The sequence below is a fragment of the Dyadobacter luticola genome (assembly GCF_005860805.1).
GTDB classification, from domain to species: Bacteria; Bacteroidota; Bacteroidia; order Cytophagales; family Spirosomataceae; genus Dyadobacter; species Dyadobacter luticola.
Genome location: NZ_VCEJ01000005.1, coordinates 1,018,965 through 1,033,536 on the forward strand (window position 1 = coordinate 1,018,965; position 14,572 = coordinate 1,033,536).

At 48.3% G+C, this 14,572-nt stretch carries 10 protein-coding genes and 1 other RNA gene; 4 read left to right on the forward strand and 7 right to left on the reverse strand.

Annotated elements, in window-relative coordinates; genetic code table 11:
* Positions 1-81 precede the first annotated feature (81 nt).
* On the forward strand, positions 82-558 hold the full coding sequence (locus FEN17_RS23405) for a hypothetical protein (RefSeq protein WP_138367795.1): 477 nt from the start codon (positions 82-84) through the stop codon (positions 556-558).
* A 54-nt stretch (positions 559-612) separates the two neighbouring features.
* Here the strand turns inward: FEN17_RS23405 and FEN17_RS23410 are convergent, their stop codons facing one another.
* From FEN17_RS23410 to lpxK, 3 genes are read right to left on the reverse strand one after another with little or no spacing between them, the layout of a single operon-like run.
* A complete protein-coding gene (locus tag FEN17_RS23410) occupies positions 613-3,519 on the reverse strand; it encodes a PD-(D/E)XK nuclease family protein (protein WP_138367796.1) in 2,907 nt (968 codons plus the stop codon).
* A gap of 9 nt (positions 3,520-3,528) precedes the next feature.
* On the reverse strand, positions 3,529-5,511 hold the full coding sequence (locus tag FEN17_RS23415) for a putative porin (protein WP_138367797.1): 1,983 nt from the start codon (positions 5,509-5,511) through the stop codon (positions 3,529-3,531).
* 8 nt (positions 5,512-5,519) lie between these two features.
* Positions 5,520-6,575 (reverse strand): tetraacyldisaccharide 4'-kinase, encoded by a 1,056-nt coding sequence (gene lpxK, locus FEN17_RS23420; protein WP_138367798.1) that lies wholly within the window; start codon positions 6,573-6,575, stop codon positions 5,520-5,522.
* Positions 6,576-6,642: 67 nt separating this feature from the next.
* Between lpxK and FEN17_RS23425 the strand changes: the two genes are divergently transcribed.
* Complete coding sequence (locus FEN17_RS23425) at positions 6,643-7,725, forward strand: o-succinylbenzoate synthase (protein WP_138367799.1); 1,083 nt, start codon at positions 6,643-6,645, stop codon at positions 7,723-7,725.
* On the opposite strand, the gene hemF is transcribed toward FEN17_RS23425, so the two are convergent.
* The 3 genes from hemF to FEN17_RS23440 all read right to left on the reverse strand — a co-directional run bounded on the left by hemF (position 7,722) and on the right by FEN17_RS23440 (position 10,636).
* Positions 7,722-8,636, reverse strand: coding sequence for an oxygen-dependent coproporphyrinogen oxidase (gene hemF / locus FEN17_RS23430; protein ID WP_138367800.1), 915 nt, complete (start codon positions 8,634-8,636; stop codon positions 7,722-7,724). The two genes, FEN17_RS23425 and hemF, sit on opposite strands and share 4 nt — an antisense overlap.
* Before the next feature lie 103 nt (positions 8,637-8,739).
* Positions 8,740-10,269, reverse strand: coding sequence for a M56 family metallopeptidase (locus FEN17_RS23435; RefSeq protein WP_138367801.1), 1,530 nt, complete (start codon positions 10,267-10,269; stop codon positions 8,740-8,742).
* Entirely contained in the window at positions 10,262-10,636 is a 375-nt protein-coding gene (locus FEN17_RS23440; RefSeq protein ID WP_138367802.1) for a BlaI/MecI/CopY family transcriptional regulator, read from the reverse strand. The genes FEN17_RS23435 and FEN17_RS23440 overlap by 8 nt, the downstream gene beginning before the upstream one ends.
* A gap of 170 nt (positions 10,637-10,806) precedes the next feature.
* Between FEN17_RS23440 and FEN17_RS23445 the strand changes: the two genes are divergently transcribed.
* Positions 10,807-13,119, forward strand: coding sequence for a TonB-dependent receptor (locus FEN17_RS23445; RefSeq protein ID WP_138367925.1), 2,313 nt, complete (start codon positions 10,807-10,809; stop codon positions 13,117-13,119).
* 214 nt (positions 13,120-13,333) lie between these two features.
* Positions 13,334-13,705: a transfer-messenger RNA gene (gene ssrA / locus FEN17_RS23450) on the forward strand.
* Between the two features lie 13 nt (positions 13,706-13,718).
* Here the strand turns inward: ssrA and FEN17_RS23455 are convergent.
* On the reverse strand, positions 13,719-14,543 hold the full coding sequence (locus FEN17_RS23455; protein ID WP_138367803.1) for a hypothetical protein: 825 nt from the start codon (positions 14,541-14,543) through the stop codon (positions 13,719-13,721).
* Positions 14,544-14,572: the final 29 nt, after the last annotated feature.

The window sequence follows — 14,572 nt, forward strand, 5'->3', positions numbered from 1 at the left end:
TTCGGGCAAATTGCCGTTATAGTAAAAATTTCAACGTTTCTTAAATTCTATTGCCTAACATTTTTATTATTAAATTGAAATATGAAAAAACTGATCTTTTGTTGTCTGGTTGTTTTGATGGGTTCTTGCAAGGATGATGATAAGACCGTCGAGCCAGAACAAGATTATGCCCCCGAATTTGCCGGCAATTATGAAACCACAACGGTAGTGCCAAATACGGTGTTCAAGCAATCCTGGGAGGCGACGGTTTCAGAAAAGAATAAGCTCGCGATCGTGTATATCAAAAATACCGAAGTGACCGTAGCTGGTACCAAAGTGACATTGACTCAGGAATATGACCTGGTTGATGTAAAAACAAGCAGCAAGGATATTATGGAAATCAATGAAACGGTTTCTGTAAAACAAAGTAACGGCTTGCCACTGCAGCAAAAAGTACAGGGGATCGGTACCAAAGTGGTCAACTCTGATGGAAAGCCGCAGATCAACATTACTGTAAAACTGACGGATAGCAGCACAGGAAGCTCCACCGAGGAGTATCTGGAATTTAAGAAGAAATAAGTTTTTCGGAAATATCGTGAGGCGGCTGAACATTCAGCCGCCTTTTTTTATTTGCTACCGGCCGCAAATGCCTTTGAAATCACAGTACGTGCAGGTATTCAGGTCGTCGGTTTTGCGGAAAGGGATATCCGGGTCAAGCATGACATTGAGGATGTCAGTCAATATTTCCTCTGATTTTTTGATGAATTCCGAAGGCGCAAGTCCCTCCGTCAGTTCCAGCGGATTGGCGATCAGATTCTTCGGGTCGCGGAAAGAGTAAAAACCCGATTTTACGGCATAATCTCCAAAATTAAATGTCTGGCTGCCAATTTTAAGGCCCTGCTCGTCCAGCATTTTCCGGTACATCAGGTATTCATACATCCAAAGCTGGCGGACATAGCCCATTTTCCGGTCGGCATCGACGCGGAGGATTTCGTCGCGCAGGGTAGGGTCGGCCAGTTTTTGTTTGCCGGTAAGTTCTACGCTGCCGGTTTTATAATCCATCACAAAAAGCGTCTGATCTTCGCCTTGCTCGATCCGGTCAATTTTTCCACCGAGTTTCACAGGCGTATGCGCGCCTTGGAGAACCAGATTAATGTGGGTATTGAGCGGCTGCTCGGCGGCCAGGATTTTACGTCTCGGCTGCTGCGCCATCTGATGTTTCAGGAAAACCAATATCTGCTGCTCGCCGATTTGGTAGTAGATCCGGTTGAGGCCCAGGTCTGTTACATACCCTTTGAAAAGCCGGTCAAATTCAGCACGTAAAATGAACACAATCTGCTCCTGCGTGGGATCGATATTTTGCAGGAAAAATTCAATATCCAGTCTTTCCAGCGAGGCATGCAGCCACGTCCCAATCTTGTCCATCCCGAGTTCTTCTTCCACTTCTTCTTTCTCTTTCACCCCCACAATGTGTTTGAGATAAAACTGCATCGAGCAGCGGATAAACTCGTTCAAATGCGTGGGATAGATACCTTTGTTGGCCAGGTAACCCCGGATCACACTGATCATCGCCTCGTCTTTCCGGACAATTTCTTCCAGTTCCTCCGTCTGACGCCCCTCGAAAACCACCGTCTTATTCTGAATGTTGATCTGCGGATTATACAAGGAAAGTTCAAATTCCAGCTGGCGGATGAACCGGCTTTTCTCGCCTCCGCCCGGCGCATCATTGGTACTCGTGTACAGAATGTGCACTTCCCTGGCGCGCTGCAACAACCGGTAAAAATGATACGACATGACCGCCTCCTGGTGCTGGTGCGTAGGCAGTCCCACAGCCTGCGCAGCGTCAAAAGGGATCAGCGAGTTTTGCCTTTTCGCAGTAGGCAACATTCCTTCATTTAAGGAAAGAATAATGATCCGCTCGAAGTCCAATGCCCTGGTTTCCAGCATTCCCATGATTTGCAGGTTACTCACCGGCTCGCCGCTGAAAGGGATTTTGGTCTGCCTGATCAGCTCAAACATAAACGAGCGCAATGTCCGGTGCGTGATCAGCTCCTCGCGTTCATCGATCGTCTGCTCGAATTGTTTTAAAAGGGTATAAAACAGGTATAGGTATTCTGTTTCAAGGGCATTTTTGTAATCCTTATAAACCTCCCGCAGCAGCTCGATCAGCCGGTAAAAAGTCTGGATAACCTGGCGGGAATTGTTTTTTTGCCAATGTGTAAAAAGGATCTGAAAAAGCGGGTGGCTGTCTCCCAGCCGCATCAATTCTTCGGAACTCAGAAAAACCTGGTTATCCTTCGTGATTGCCCATAATGTTCGCTGGATGATCGTCTGGCCGTCGAGCATGGTGGGCAGCGCCACATATTCGTAATGCCGGATGAAAGGGTGGTTCAGGATTTTGTCGATGGATTTATGGCTGAATTTCGGGATGCGGATGGTTTTGCCGCTCTTGTTTTTAAACTCCACCACATTCTGCTGCAATTCAAAGATGCCGTCAACCAAAGTGTACAACAGTGAGTTACGCATCGAAAGCCCCATCGTCACATTCAAATCCTTCACCTGATTGTCCAGCGAGTACAGCATCGGAAGGAGCAGGTTTTCATCCGCGAGTACAATGGCGGTCTGTACCGGATTTTCGGCATCTTCGGCGCTTTTCATCAGCTGGTAAAGCTGCCCGGCGACCTTGGTTTGCAGTGTAGCATTGGGCACGCCGTAAATCGTAATATTCTTCGCGGAAGTCAGTAAATGATCGGTAGTCCAGTTCCACTTGCCGAACTGCTGGCTCTTTTGGTAATTTCTGAGACTGATACCAGCTTCCACTGCCGCGTTTTCCGACATATAGTACCGGTCGCTGTCCCACAATACCTCCGCTTTTTTTACTTTGATCAAAGCCGTCACAATCACCCGCTCCGACTCTGTAAATGCATTAAAACCAGCGAAATAAGTAAATTCGTAGTCTCCCCGCCGCGCAAGTAAATGTTCTACATTCTCTGCCAGCTCACGGTACGCCATCCCGCGATAGGCATTACCTTTTTCTTGCAGCCTGCTTCTAAAAGTGTTATAAACCCTTTTAATGTTTTCAAAAAGAGAGAAATATTGCCGCTGCCCGTTTTCGCCCGGCAACGTGCGGCCTTCCGGCAATGTTTCCTGCCAGCGGCTGATCGCCTGCGCCTCAGACAAATAATCGAATAAATAATCGGTCTTGACAAGGTACTGGTCGATTTTATCCAGATCACTCAGCAAAACCGACGCCCAGCCCATAAACCGGTCAAACTGAATGTTCGGGTCGATCTCGCGGAAGGTTTCGTAGAGGTCAAAAAGGAGATGTACCGGGTCTTCGATTTCGAGCGTACAGAGGCTTTCCACAAAATCGTCCACCGCCATCACCAGCGGGCTCATCATCGGGCGGGTGGTTTCCTTCGCTAGTTCCTGCATCAGGAAAAACGCTGCGCGGCGGGTAGGAACAATGATCTGAATCCGTTCCAGCGACGCGTGGTTGCCCAGAATGTGCCTGGCGACAAGATTCAGAAATGATTGCATAAGAACGGTTTAGTCAAACATGGGCCAGTTGATCCCGAATGAAAAAGCGCGGGCCAGCCCCAGGTAGCCGGGCGTGACGTAATAACCTTTCGGGAAAAGCCCCAGCGAGCCGCCCTGGTTCAGGTAAGACATTTTGAAAAAGAATCTCACCCTTTTCAAACGCACATTGGCAAATGCATCCACGACCATATTCTGGGGAAGACGGGTGTCATTTTGTAAATGAAATTGCTGGGTAACAGGCATATAAGCATCCGCCAGATACCCAGAGCGGTAGCGCGCCGCCAAACCGATCTGAATAAACAGAACTTTGGCATACACGAAATCATAGGAAGCCTGCCCGCTGCCAAACAAGGTCGGTACCCGCAGCACATCATTACCATCATTCGCAGTGAGGTAACCCATCGCCGCGAAGTTCCACTTATTGAGTCTGATTTCGGAAGTAAAGCCGATCCTCAGCAAACGAAAACCACCATTAAGCTGTCGCGGAATGGCGGCGGTATCATAGTAAATGTAATCGTTGACCTGGTGGATCTGAATCTCAGGGACGAAATCGATTCGCTTGGTTTTCAGCGGCAGCGACGCGTAAATGGTCTGTACTTTGGTTGGGTCGAAATTGTTTTTCCACCAGAAATGATTACTCAGGTAACGTTGCGCAAGCAGGTCAGGAGCGGTTTGAATGCTTTGGAAACCCGCCTTTCCCCATTTGGTATTCAGCTCGCCTTTCAAGCGGTATTCTACATTCGCCGCCAGGTTCAGATCCGCCTCCGCGGTGAGGTAGTTCACAGAATCTTTGAGATAATATCCCAGCCAGGCGCCCGCAATGTTGTCGAATTTCAAACCCGTGCGGTAAGTCGTGTAGGCTTCACCTTCGGAATTTCCCAGCTGGCTTGTGCCGCGCATACCATAAAATCTTTGACGCAGATAAACCCGGTAATTGAAGCCCGAATAGAAACCTTTGATCCCGATTTTGTTATCAAAAAGCTTGTAATAAATGTCCTGACGCGTTTTTACCGAGTCAAACCGATAACGGGGATAAGCGCCACGTTCCAGGCCGCGGGTAATGTCAAGATCGGTGTAGCGATCGATCGTCGTAGAATAATCAGCCTGCTGGAAAACCTGAAAACCGTTGACGAGCCGGTACTGCTGGTAAATGTGGAGCGTGTTGCGCCGCTCCCAGGAATTGGCGTCGTCGCTGATTTTGGCGGCACCGTCGTAAGAAAATTCCTCGATCGTACCATTCACATCATTGGGTATCACGCCGCCCTGCTCGCGCACTTTCTGGTTCATGTGCCGGAAATGGGTGAGGAGCGCATATTTTTTGTTTTTGGAAAAAAAGCTGACGTGCGCCAGCAGCGTCCAGTTTTGCCCGAGAAAAGCGCCGGAATTTAAATTATTGACAAAACCGTACTGCTTGTTGGAGGTCAGCCGCTGCGCCCGGAGCCCGAAATTGAAGCGGGAATGCACATTCTGCGTGTAAGCAAATCGGCCCACCGAAGTTTTCCGCCCCCCCGAAATGAAATCCAGCTCCGTATGCTGCGAGCGGGTATCCATGTATTTCACTTCGTTCGCTTTGATCGCATATTCGTCGTAGGCACGCATCCCGAGCTGCGCCCCGATGTCTTCGCGCGGCTGAAAAAACAGGCTGCGGGTAGCAGTAACCGTGTTTCCTAGATCGACCAGTTTTCCCCAAGAGCGGTCCATGGGCGTCCACCGGTGAAAGTTGGTCAGGCTGGTATCTACATTATATCGCGCAGAATCGCGGTTGTTGAGAATGTCGGCTTCGAAGAAATGCCGGGTGGTAGTGGGGCCGTAAATACTTTTGGTGCTATCGTCGAGAATCGCCCCGCCGCCCTGCTGATTACCGCCACTGCCTGAACCGCCGCCGCGCGGCATCTGCATGCCCCCAGGCATCCTTACCTGGGCAAAAGCCGTTTGGTTCGTCAGAAAAAGCACACATATCACCCACAGTGTGGTATAGAAAACAAATCTCATAGAGGAAACTATCGTTCTGCCGGATTAAACGGCTCAGTCATTTGTCCGGTCAGCCATTTTGTAAAGGCCTCCGTCTGAGTTTCAAAGTTGATGGTCACTGGGATATAGGCGAACCTGTCCGCACATCCTGCCTGCTCCGCCAGTGGTTTCAATTTGACCATATCCTTTTCGGTTGTTACCGCAAAAGTATCGCTTTTTAAGTACTTAATCAGTTCTTCCAGGTCGGCGCCGGTGTAATTATGGTGGTCCGGAAAAACTACCTCGTCTACAACGTTGAAGTGGCTGCGAAGATATGCAGCGAATGGCCCCGGATTTGCGATTCCGGCCACCATTTTAACATTCTTTAACTGGATAGGCCGGTTGTCAAAACCTACCGGCGCGGCGTAATCCGTAAAGCAGAAAAAAACCGGCGTGCCCGGTTTGGTATATTCTTCAATGTTGGCCCTAATCTGTTGCTGATCATTGTCGGAAAGGTTTTCAGGACATTTGGTAACAATCACCGCATCCGCCCGCTTCGCACCTGAACGCCATTCACGGAGCCTGCCCGCGGGCAATGGTATGTCCTGGTAAAAAGGCCGGTTGTAATCATTGAGCAGCAAATTAACGTTCCTGGCAATCGCCCGGTGCTGGTAAGCATCGTCCAGTAAGAGTGTTTTGATTCCGGTATTTGACTGGTAAATGTTCAAAGCACCGGTCACGCGCTTTTCACAAACAGCGACTAATGCTTTGTTTCTGAATTTACTATAAAACTGCAAAGGCTCGTCGCCGATCATTTCGGCAGTGGAAGCGTCATTTGCGAGCACATACCCTGCGGTTTTTCGACCATATCCTCTGCTCAAAATTGCGACGGACGAAACAGGCAGCAGCAAGTTAGCGAGGTATTCAATGACAGGTGTTTTTCCGGTGCCGCCTACGGTGAGGTTCCCGACGGAAATGACAAATTGCGGGACTTTTCTGGAAGAAAAAATACGCTGGTCATACAGAAAATTGCGGATGCCCGTGATCGATCCGTAAAGCCAGGACAGCGGCAGTAAGAGTATTTTTATCAAGCGATGTTCGTGCATACCGGGTACATAATTACGTATTTTTTGCCTAATATTGTGCCCCCCAAAATACTGACGCCACCTCGTTATGCCCCTAAAAATTGTGTATCAGCCGTACACGCTGCACTTTCGTAAAGAAGCTGGCACATCGCGTGGCGTTCTTACACAAAAAACATCCTGGATTCTTCAAGTAACTGATAGCGAGCATCCTGACGTTACTGGTTACGGAGAATGCGGCCCGCTTCCTGGCCTCAGTGTCGATGATATTCCTGATTTTGAAGCGCAGCTGGCGTCGGTTTGCAACTTGTTCAATGAGCTCGATCTGGAAGTTTTTCCTTTCAACCTCGGCATCATTCTCGATCAGCTCGTCCCGCAACATTTGCCTTCGATCAGGTTTGGGATTGAGATGGCCTTGCTGGATGTGATAAATGGCGGCGAGCGGATTTTGTTTAAAAACGACTTTTCGCAGGGCGAGCGCGGGATCCTGATGAACGGATTGATCTGGATGGGTTCTTATGAAAACATGCTGGAACAGGTTTCGGATAAACTGGCGCTGGGTTTTACAACGTTGAAAATGAAAGTCGGCGCGATCGATTTTGAAAATGAATGTCACATTCTTTCCAAAATCCGAGAAAGGTTCGACAAAACCGAAATTACTTTGCGGGTCGATGCAAATGGTGCATTTACGCAGGATAATGTCAACTACAAGCTAGAAGAACTGGCGAAATTCGACCTGCATTCGATCGAGCAGCCAATTAAAGCCGGCCAGCCGGAATTAATGTCGGAGATCTGCGCTACTTCGCCGATCCCGGTGGCGCTGGACGAAGAACTAATCGGACATTTCGATTACCGCGAAAAATTCGCTTTGCTCAAAAAACTCGCCCCGCCTTTTATCATTCTAAAGCCCACCTTGTTAGGCGGCTTCCGGCACACCGACGAGTGGATCGAAATCGCCAATCGCCTGAAAATCGACTGGTGGATTACCTCCGCCCTCGAATCCAACATTGGCCTGAATGCGATCGCCCAATATACCGCTTCGAAAAATAACCCGCTGCCGCAAGGTCTGGGCACCGGGCAGCTATATACCAACAATTTCGAGTCGCCGCTGACAGTGGAAAAAGGGGAGCTGCATTATCGTTTTGACAAAAACTGGGAGTTACCCCATTTTTAAACCCACTCAACGCCTTTTCTCAAAAAAAACAGCGTCTCCGCCTCTTTTGAGCCATCTTCCGGGATAAAATTGTAAACCCAATTAGCCTGGGGCGGCAAGCTCATCAAAATGGATTCGGTACGCCCGTTGGTTTCCAGCCCGAATTTCGTACCCCGGTCCCACACCAGGTTAAACTCTACATATCGTCCCCGGCGGAGGTACTGCCATTGTTTTTGGGTTTCGGTAAAAGGCTCATCCTTATGCAAATGCATCAGTTTCGTGTAAATCGGCGCGAAGCTTTCACCTACCTCTTTGACGAATTCAAAAAGCTGCTCTTTGGATAAATTTTGCCCATTTCCAGGCATATCTGGTTTCAAATAATCGAAGAAAATCCCGCCCACACCACGTGTTTCATTTCTATGCGGAATGTAAAAATACTCGTCTGCCCACTCCTTGAATTTCGGGTAAAAAGCCGCGTGATGCTCGTCGCAGGCGCTTTTTAATGTCTGGTGAAAATTTCGGGCGTCCTCCTCCACCACATAATGCGGCGTCAAGTCAATCCCGCCGCCAAACCAGCAAGTGCCGTCGCTCAACTCAAAATAGCGGACATTCATGTGGATGATCGGCACATTCGGGTTTTGCGGGTGCATGACGATCGAAACCCCCATCGCCGTAAAACGGTAATCTGCGCCTTCCGACAAATTCATCTGCGCCCGTAGCCGCGGGTGCACTTCCCCGGTCACCCGCGAAAAATTTACGCCACCTTTCTCGATCACATTACCATTCTGGATCAGCCGCGTCCTGCCGCCGCCGCCCGAGTGATGCTCCCAGGGATCTTCCACAAATTTGCCGCTACCATCCTCTGCTTCAATAGCCTGACAAATGTTATCCTGTAAATTTTTGAAAAAATCTTCTATTTGTTCGGCTGTCATATTTGCGCTGTAATGCGGGCAAAACTACTACAAAAGCAAAAAAGCGAAGGCCCCGCTCCGCTTTTTTACGTTAAATTTCTATGACTTACTTTCAATGTTCAACTCAAATTCTTCTGCCAGCAAATGATTTCGGCCGGTTTTCGCCAACCCAGCCAACCCGTGTGATGATAACCCGATCATTCGCGCGGCGATCGTAGGTCCGGTCAAATTCCTCATTAGTCAGAATGTCGAGCTGGTATTTGTAAATCCGGCCTTTTAAGGCGCCGCCGTATAATTTGCTGAGGCTGTATTCCGCGATGTCGCTATACTTATATTTATTTAGTTCCGAGTTCGGTACGTGTTTCTCGTTGATCCAGATCCCGAAAATCTCAGGCTTCTTCCAGTTTTCGAACATTTCCGGCGTAGGTGCTTTTTTCACCGGGATCGGCATTTGAAAAACCATAATCCCGGAGTCTGCCGCCATTTGCAGCTGGTCGGTATCCATTTGCGAGAACAGTTCATACATCCGGTCTTCCATTTTCGGCTCCATTCTCACCATCGGGTCTGTGCGGCCTTTTTTATTTTTCACATAAGTCGTATTCCGCTCGATGGTCTTGTAAAACTCGTCGATTTCAGCTTTGGAAATGCCGGGGCCGGATTTTCCTTTCTGATCGGGCTTTTTTGCTGGTTTATCCGCTACCGCTTCAAACCTGACGATGCTGATCTCCGGGAATGTCGCCGCCACTTCTTTACTCTTGAATTCGATCTGCGCGTAGATTTTCTCGGAGAATGTCAATGTCAGCACAAACGCCAGCACGGCAATAGCGCCTTGTTTGATATACTGTCTGTTCAGGTTTTTGATTTTCGTCATCATGGCTAATCGTTTTTTGGTGATAGAATAATTGAAACTGCTGGTAAGCGCCATTTGCCTCCCCTGCAAAACCGTGTCGAGCAGAAGTAACTGATAGCTTTTTACATTGGTATATTCTTTCAAAACCGCCTCATCGGCAAGAAATTCGTGGTTGAGCCGGATCGCTTTTTTATACCAGAATAAAAATGGATTGACCCAGAGAAACACGTGGATGAGTTCGATGAAAATGACATCCAGCGAATGCATTTGTCGGGCGTGGGCAAGTTCATGCGCGAGTATCTCGTCTCTTACCTGCGCGTTTTCAAATGTTTTTTCAGGAATAAAAATGTTGTTTAGGAATGTATAGGTGACAATGTTTTCGGGTACCAGGATCAATTTCGCGCTAGCTATTTTCACATTTCTGCACCGCGATTTCAGCCGCAGCACGGAACTTACATTGACCAAAAACCGGATCAGCAGGAGCAGGCAAATACCGTCAAATACGAAAAGCAAAAGCTGCATTGTATCCGGCGGGGAGTTACTTTCTGCCGTGGCTATCATCGAATTTATAACCCCGGTTTTTTGCATTTCCTCCATGATCTGTGGCACGGCGGTAATGACGGGTTTAAGTACATTTTCAGGTTTTATTTCAAAAGATATCAGCGGGACGACCAGCGAAAAAACGAGCGCCGACAAAAGATAGAACCGGTTAAACCACAGCATTTTCTCGCGTTCCAGAAAAAGGTGGTAAACCACGATCAGGATGCCCGAACAGAGGATGGATTTGATGAGATAGCTAGTCATTTTTCTTGCGGTTTAGTTCTTCATTGATGATTTCCCTGAGCTGTTCCAGTTCCTCCGTCGAGAGATTTGCGTCTTTCGCAAAAAAGGAGCCGAACTGCGCCGCGGAATTGTTGAAGAAATTTTTGATCAACCCGTTTACATGATTGGAGAAATATTCCGTCTTGGGCACGAGGGGGTAGTACTGCCGCGAATTCCCAAAAAGGTTATAGGCGATAAATCCTTTGTCCTGCATTCTTTTCAGCAAGGTAATCACCGTCGTCGACGCAGGTTTTGGGTCGGGCAGCGAGTCGATCAGATCTTTCAGAAACACCTTCTCATGCTTCCAGACCTGCTCCATAATTTGTTCTTCCGCTTTGCTCAGGCTCATTTGATCTACATTTGTAATTTATACTCTACAAATGTAGATCAATAATTTTATAAATCAACTTTTTGTTAAAAAAATATAATTAGGTGCTTGTGGCGAGGGAAATCAACATTGCAGGACAGTTAGTATCCGCCTGGCGACTATTTTTGCAGCCTATACCTGACTTGTTTGAAATGCTGAGAATATTACCGTTTCTGCTGCTACTCTTTACTTCCAGTTTTGCCCAAAACCTTTCCTCCACCATCCGTGGTACCGTCCGGGATGCGGATACCGGCTCTCCGCTCGTCGGTGCGACAGTGCGGATCACGCCCGGGAACGAAGGGAATATTACCGGCCCTGACGGCACATTCCGGTTTGTAAGCCTGGAACCGGGGCGCTACCAGCTCACGATTTCCTACGTCGGCTTCAAAACGGTGCATATCCCCGAAATCCTGCTCGAATCGGGCAAGGAAAGTATCAACCAGGTTCGCCTCGCACCTTCAGGCACCGACTTGCAGGAAGCAACGGTTTCGGGCGCTCAATCCGTGGCGGTAAACAGCGTGCAGCCGATCACCATCGAGCAAACTTACAGGTATGCAGCTACTTACATGGACCCGGCACGTGTTGCCACTTCCTTTCCGGGCGTGGCTGCGGCGAATGATCAGGCGAATAGTCTCGTCGTGCGCGGAAACTCGCCAAACACTTTGCAGTGGCGGCTCGAAGGTGTGGAAATCGTCAATCCAAACCATTTATCCAATGCAGGAACATTCAGCGACCAGCCTACTTCCACCGGCGGCGGCGTGAACATTCTCAGCACGCAGTTGCTCGCTACTTCCAATTTTCTGGCCGGTCCGTTCCCGGCACAATACGGCAATGTGACCGGCGCGGTGCTGGATATGAATTTGCGTAAAGGCAATGATGAAAAGACCGAATACACCGCACAGGCCAGCTTGCTCGGCCTCGATCTGGCGGTGGAAGGGCCGTTTTCCAAAAAATCAAAAGCATCATATCTCATCAATTATCGCTACTCTTTCACTGGACTGCTGGGTGTTTTGGGCGTGAAGTTTGGCGGGGAGGATATCCGGTTTCAGGATCTTTCTTTCAATCTCAATTTTCCAACCGCGAAAGGAGGGAAGTTCACTGTTTTCGGGATGGGGGGAGTCAGCAGCAACACCTTTGAGCCTGAGAAAGATACGCTTACGTGGGAGGTTGAAAAGGACCGTCAGAATATTTTATATAAAAACAAAATGATGGCCAGCGGCTTTACTTACGAGCAGCCGCTCAGCAGCAAAGCATCGATCAGGACGGTGGTGGCAGGCTCTGTATTAAACGCTTCAAGGGTTGCCTACCTGGTGGATAAAACCACATTTGACAGGTCAGAGTTGCTCAGTAACAGCGATTTGATCAATGGTAAAATCTCTTTTAACACCACATTGAACTATCGCTTTAATGTGCGGCACAAATTGAAAATCGGTACGTTTTTGACCTATAATAAATATGAAACGCCTTCGTATTCTGCGCGTGATCCTTTAAAAAGCTGGGTGGTACAGCCATTTGTTGCCTGGACATACCAAATCGCGCCGAATGTGATCGCGGAGGCGGGTCTTCATGCCATGATCAGTAAGTTGCAGGCACCGGCAGCGAAAACGAATATTTTGCCTGAGCCGCGTGCTTCTGTTAAATGGCAACTTAATCCGACCACACAAATCAGTGCGTCATACGGTCTTCATAGTCAATTGCAAAACAGCAGCTTATATACTACCCGGCTTTACGACATTGAGCCTTACAGCAACTCAGGCCTGACACCCACCCGATCGAGTCAGGTGGTTGTAGGATTTCAAAAATTTTTCAACAAGAGTAACAGTTTGAAAATCGAAGCGTACTGGCAGCATTTGTTTGATGTGCCGGTAGGAGCAGGTTTGCGGGACAATTATTCGGCGGTAAACATCATTGAAGAGCCCGTCGGCGAGTTTCTGAAAAACCAGGGCACGGCAAGGAATTATGGGGTAGAAGTGAGTTATCAAAAGTTTTTGACCAACAATTTTTACATGCTGGTTTCCGGCTCGCTGTATGACGCTACTTATGTGGACTATCTGGGTCAGCGCCACGCCAGTCGGTTTGATGGCAAACATACATTCAGTCTGACCAGCGGCAAGGAATTCAAAACTTTCAACCAAACCATGTGGGGCGTGAATGTGAAGGCTTTATGGATTGGAGGTTTCCGCGAAAAACCCATCGACGCCGAATATTCGCAAAAATTGGGATACACGATATATGAAGCACAAAGCAGCTACACCGTCAAACTAAAAGACTACTTCCGCCCCGACCTGCGCATCTACCGCAAAAAAAGCAAAGCAAAATACAGCACCACCCTCGCCCTCGATCTCCAAAACGTAGCGGGCATCAAAAACCAGGCGTACCGATATTACGATTCGGTAAAAAGAAGCATTGTGACACAGAATCAGCTGGGGTTGATACCAGTGTTGAGTTATCGGGTGGAGTTTTAATTTTGAATGATTGAATGATTGAATGATTGAATGATTGAATAAGTATATTTTTCATTCACTCATTCACTCATTCACTCATTCACTCATTCTATCATTCAGTCATTCAGTCATTCAATCATTCAATCATTCAGTCATTCAGTCATTCAAAATTCATTTCCCCCCAACGAAACTTTTCTTTCCACGAAATTGTAACTAACATTACGATCAAAAACCCGGGGGTGACTGGAATTGACAGCGGGTTGGAAGTCTGTGTGTAAGCATGTCGGGAGTTGAGGATACCTCCCGTAAATAATGTTCTCAAACAATAACTGGCGAATATAACTACGCCATGGCTGCTTAATCCGGAGGATTAACCAAATGCCATCATCTCTCCACCCCACGTGCTGCCGGGTGGGTCCCGAGGTGTCGAACCGCAGCGCTGGTTGGTATATTGATGCGTAAAACCAACGAGACCCTAGTATCTAAGGCTTAGACGCGGGTCCGCCGCGAACCTTGTCTGGCCCGACAACCTAATCGAGGATAAGCATGTAGAAGGCGCAGGGTTTCCCTGTTCTGGACGAGGGTTCGAATCCCTCCATCTCCACGTAAAAGTCTGCAAATCATTGATTTGCAGACTTTTTTGTTTTCCTTAGCAAATTCACCCCAATCACATACGGCATTAGCAGGGTGATAGCCGGGATATAGGACACATAGTTGGCAATGACAAGCGGCGCGGGGAGGTTGGCGGGCAGCAGGTTTAATAGTGCGCCCAGGCAACAGAAGAAAATGTAGATAGAGCTGGCAAGCCGACTGAGATGGCCAGATCTGCTTAGCGCATAAGCGAACATAGCTGTGCCTAAGTAGATCAGTGTTACTTCTGCCATTCTTACAACAGTGAAGGCGGTGGATAGTGTTTGAAGCCAGTCGGGCTCGGCAGGCGCCCCGGGTTGAGAATATTTCACAAATACATTCGTCAGAAAAAATCCCCAGTAGATCATGTTTGCGATGAAAAGTGGAAGCGCTATTACAAACATCATCTTGCCGACCTTTGCGAAACGCACACCCGGGCCGCTCTTAAGCATATCATACATTCTAAAAAAACCAATCGCGGTGAACGTACCGCTCACGATTAGAATGCAGTATCGCAATTGCTGCTCCCATGCTAGCGCTGCCCATCCCTCGGCAGTTTCAGGCGGCGGGCCCATTCCGGCAAAAACAGAAACAGGCGCCCAGGACATGATTAGGGGCCATGCGATGCCGCGAACAGTCTCACTTTTTGCATCTCCCAGCGTCTTCACAGCCAGGAACATGAGCAGCATGTTCAGGAACCAGCCCGGCAGGTAAACCCAATGGGATTGGTGCCCCAAAACAAAAGCCATCACGGTTACGATGACGGGAACAGCGAGGAGGAAGACATAGCTAAGTTTCTGATTGAAAGTTTTCATTAAAAAACAAACGTCAAGTACATATCAAT

Excerpts from the sequence above, each read along its gene's own strand:
- FEN17_RS23405 (WP_138367795.1), top strand. The coding sequence starts at position 82 with ATGAAAAAACTGATCTTTTGTTGTCTGGTTGTTTTGATGGGTTCTTGC.
- FEN17_RS23410 (WP_138367796.1), bottom strand. The coding sequence starts at position 3,519 with ATGCAATCATTTCTGAATCTTGTCGCCAGGCACATTCTGGGCAACCAC.
- FEN17_RS23415 (WP_138367797.1), bottom strand. The coding sequence starts at position 5,511 with ATGAGATTTGTTTTCTATACCACACTGTGGGTGATATGTGTGCTTTTT.
- lpxK (WP_138367798.1), bottom strand. The coding sequence starts at position 6,575 with ATGCACGAACATCGCTTGATAAAAATACTCTTACTGCCGCTGTCCTGG.
- FEN17_RS23425 (WP_138367799.1), top strand. The coding sequence starts at position 6,643 with ATGCCCCTAAAAATTGTGTATCAGCCGTACACGCTGCACTTTCGTAAA.
- hemF (WP_138367800.1), bottom strand. The coding sequence starts at position 8,636 with ATGACAGCCGAACAAATAGAAGATTTTTTCAAAAATTTACAGGATAAC.
- FEN17_RS23435 (WP_138367801.1), bottom strand. The coding sequence starts at position 10,269 with ATGACTAGCTATCTCATCAAATCCATCCTCTGTTCGGGCATCCTGATC.
- FEN17_RS23440 (WP_138367802.1), bottom strand. The coding sequence starts at position 10,636 with ATGAGCCTGAGCAAAGCGGAAGAACAAATTATGGAGCAGGTCTGGAAG.
- FEN17_RS23445 (WP_138367925.1), top strand. The coding sequence starts at position 10,807 with ATGCTGAGAATATTACCGTTTCTGCTGCTACTCTTTACTTCCAGTTTT.
- FEN17_RS23455 (WP_138367803.1), bottom strand. The coding sequence starts at position 14,543 with ATGAAAACTTTCAATCAGAAACTTAGCTATGTCTTCCTCCTCGCTGTT.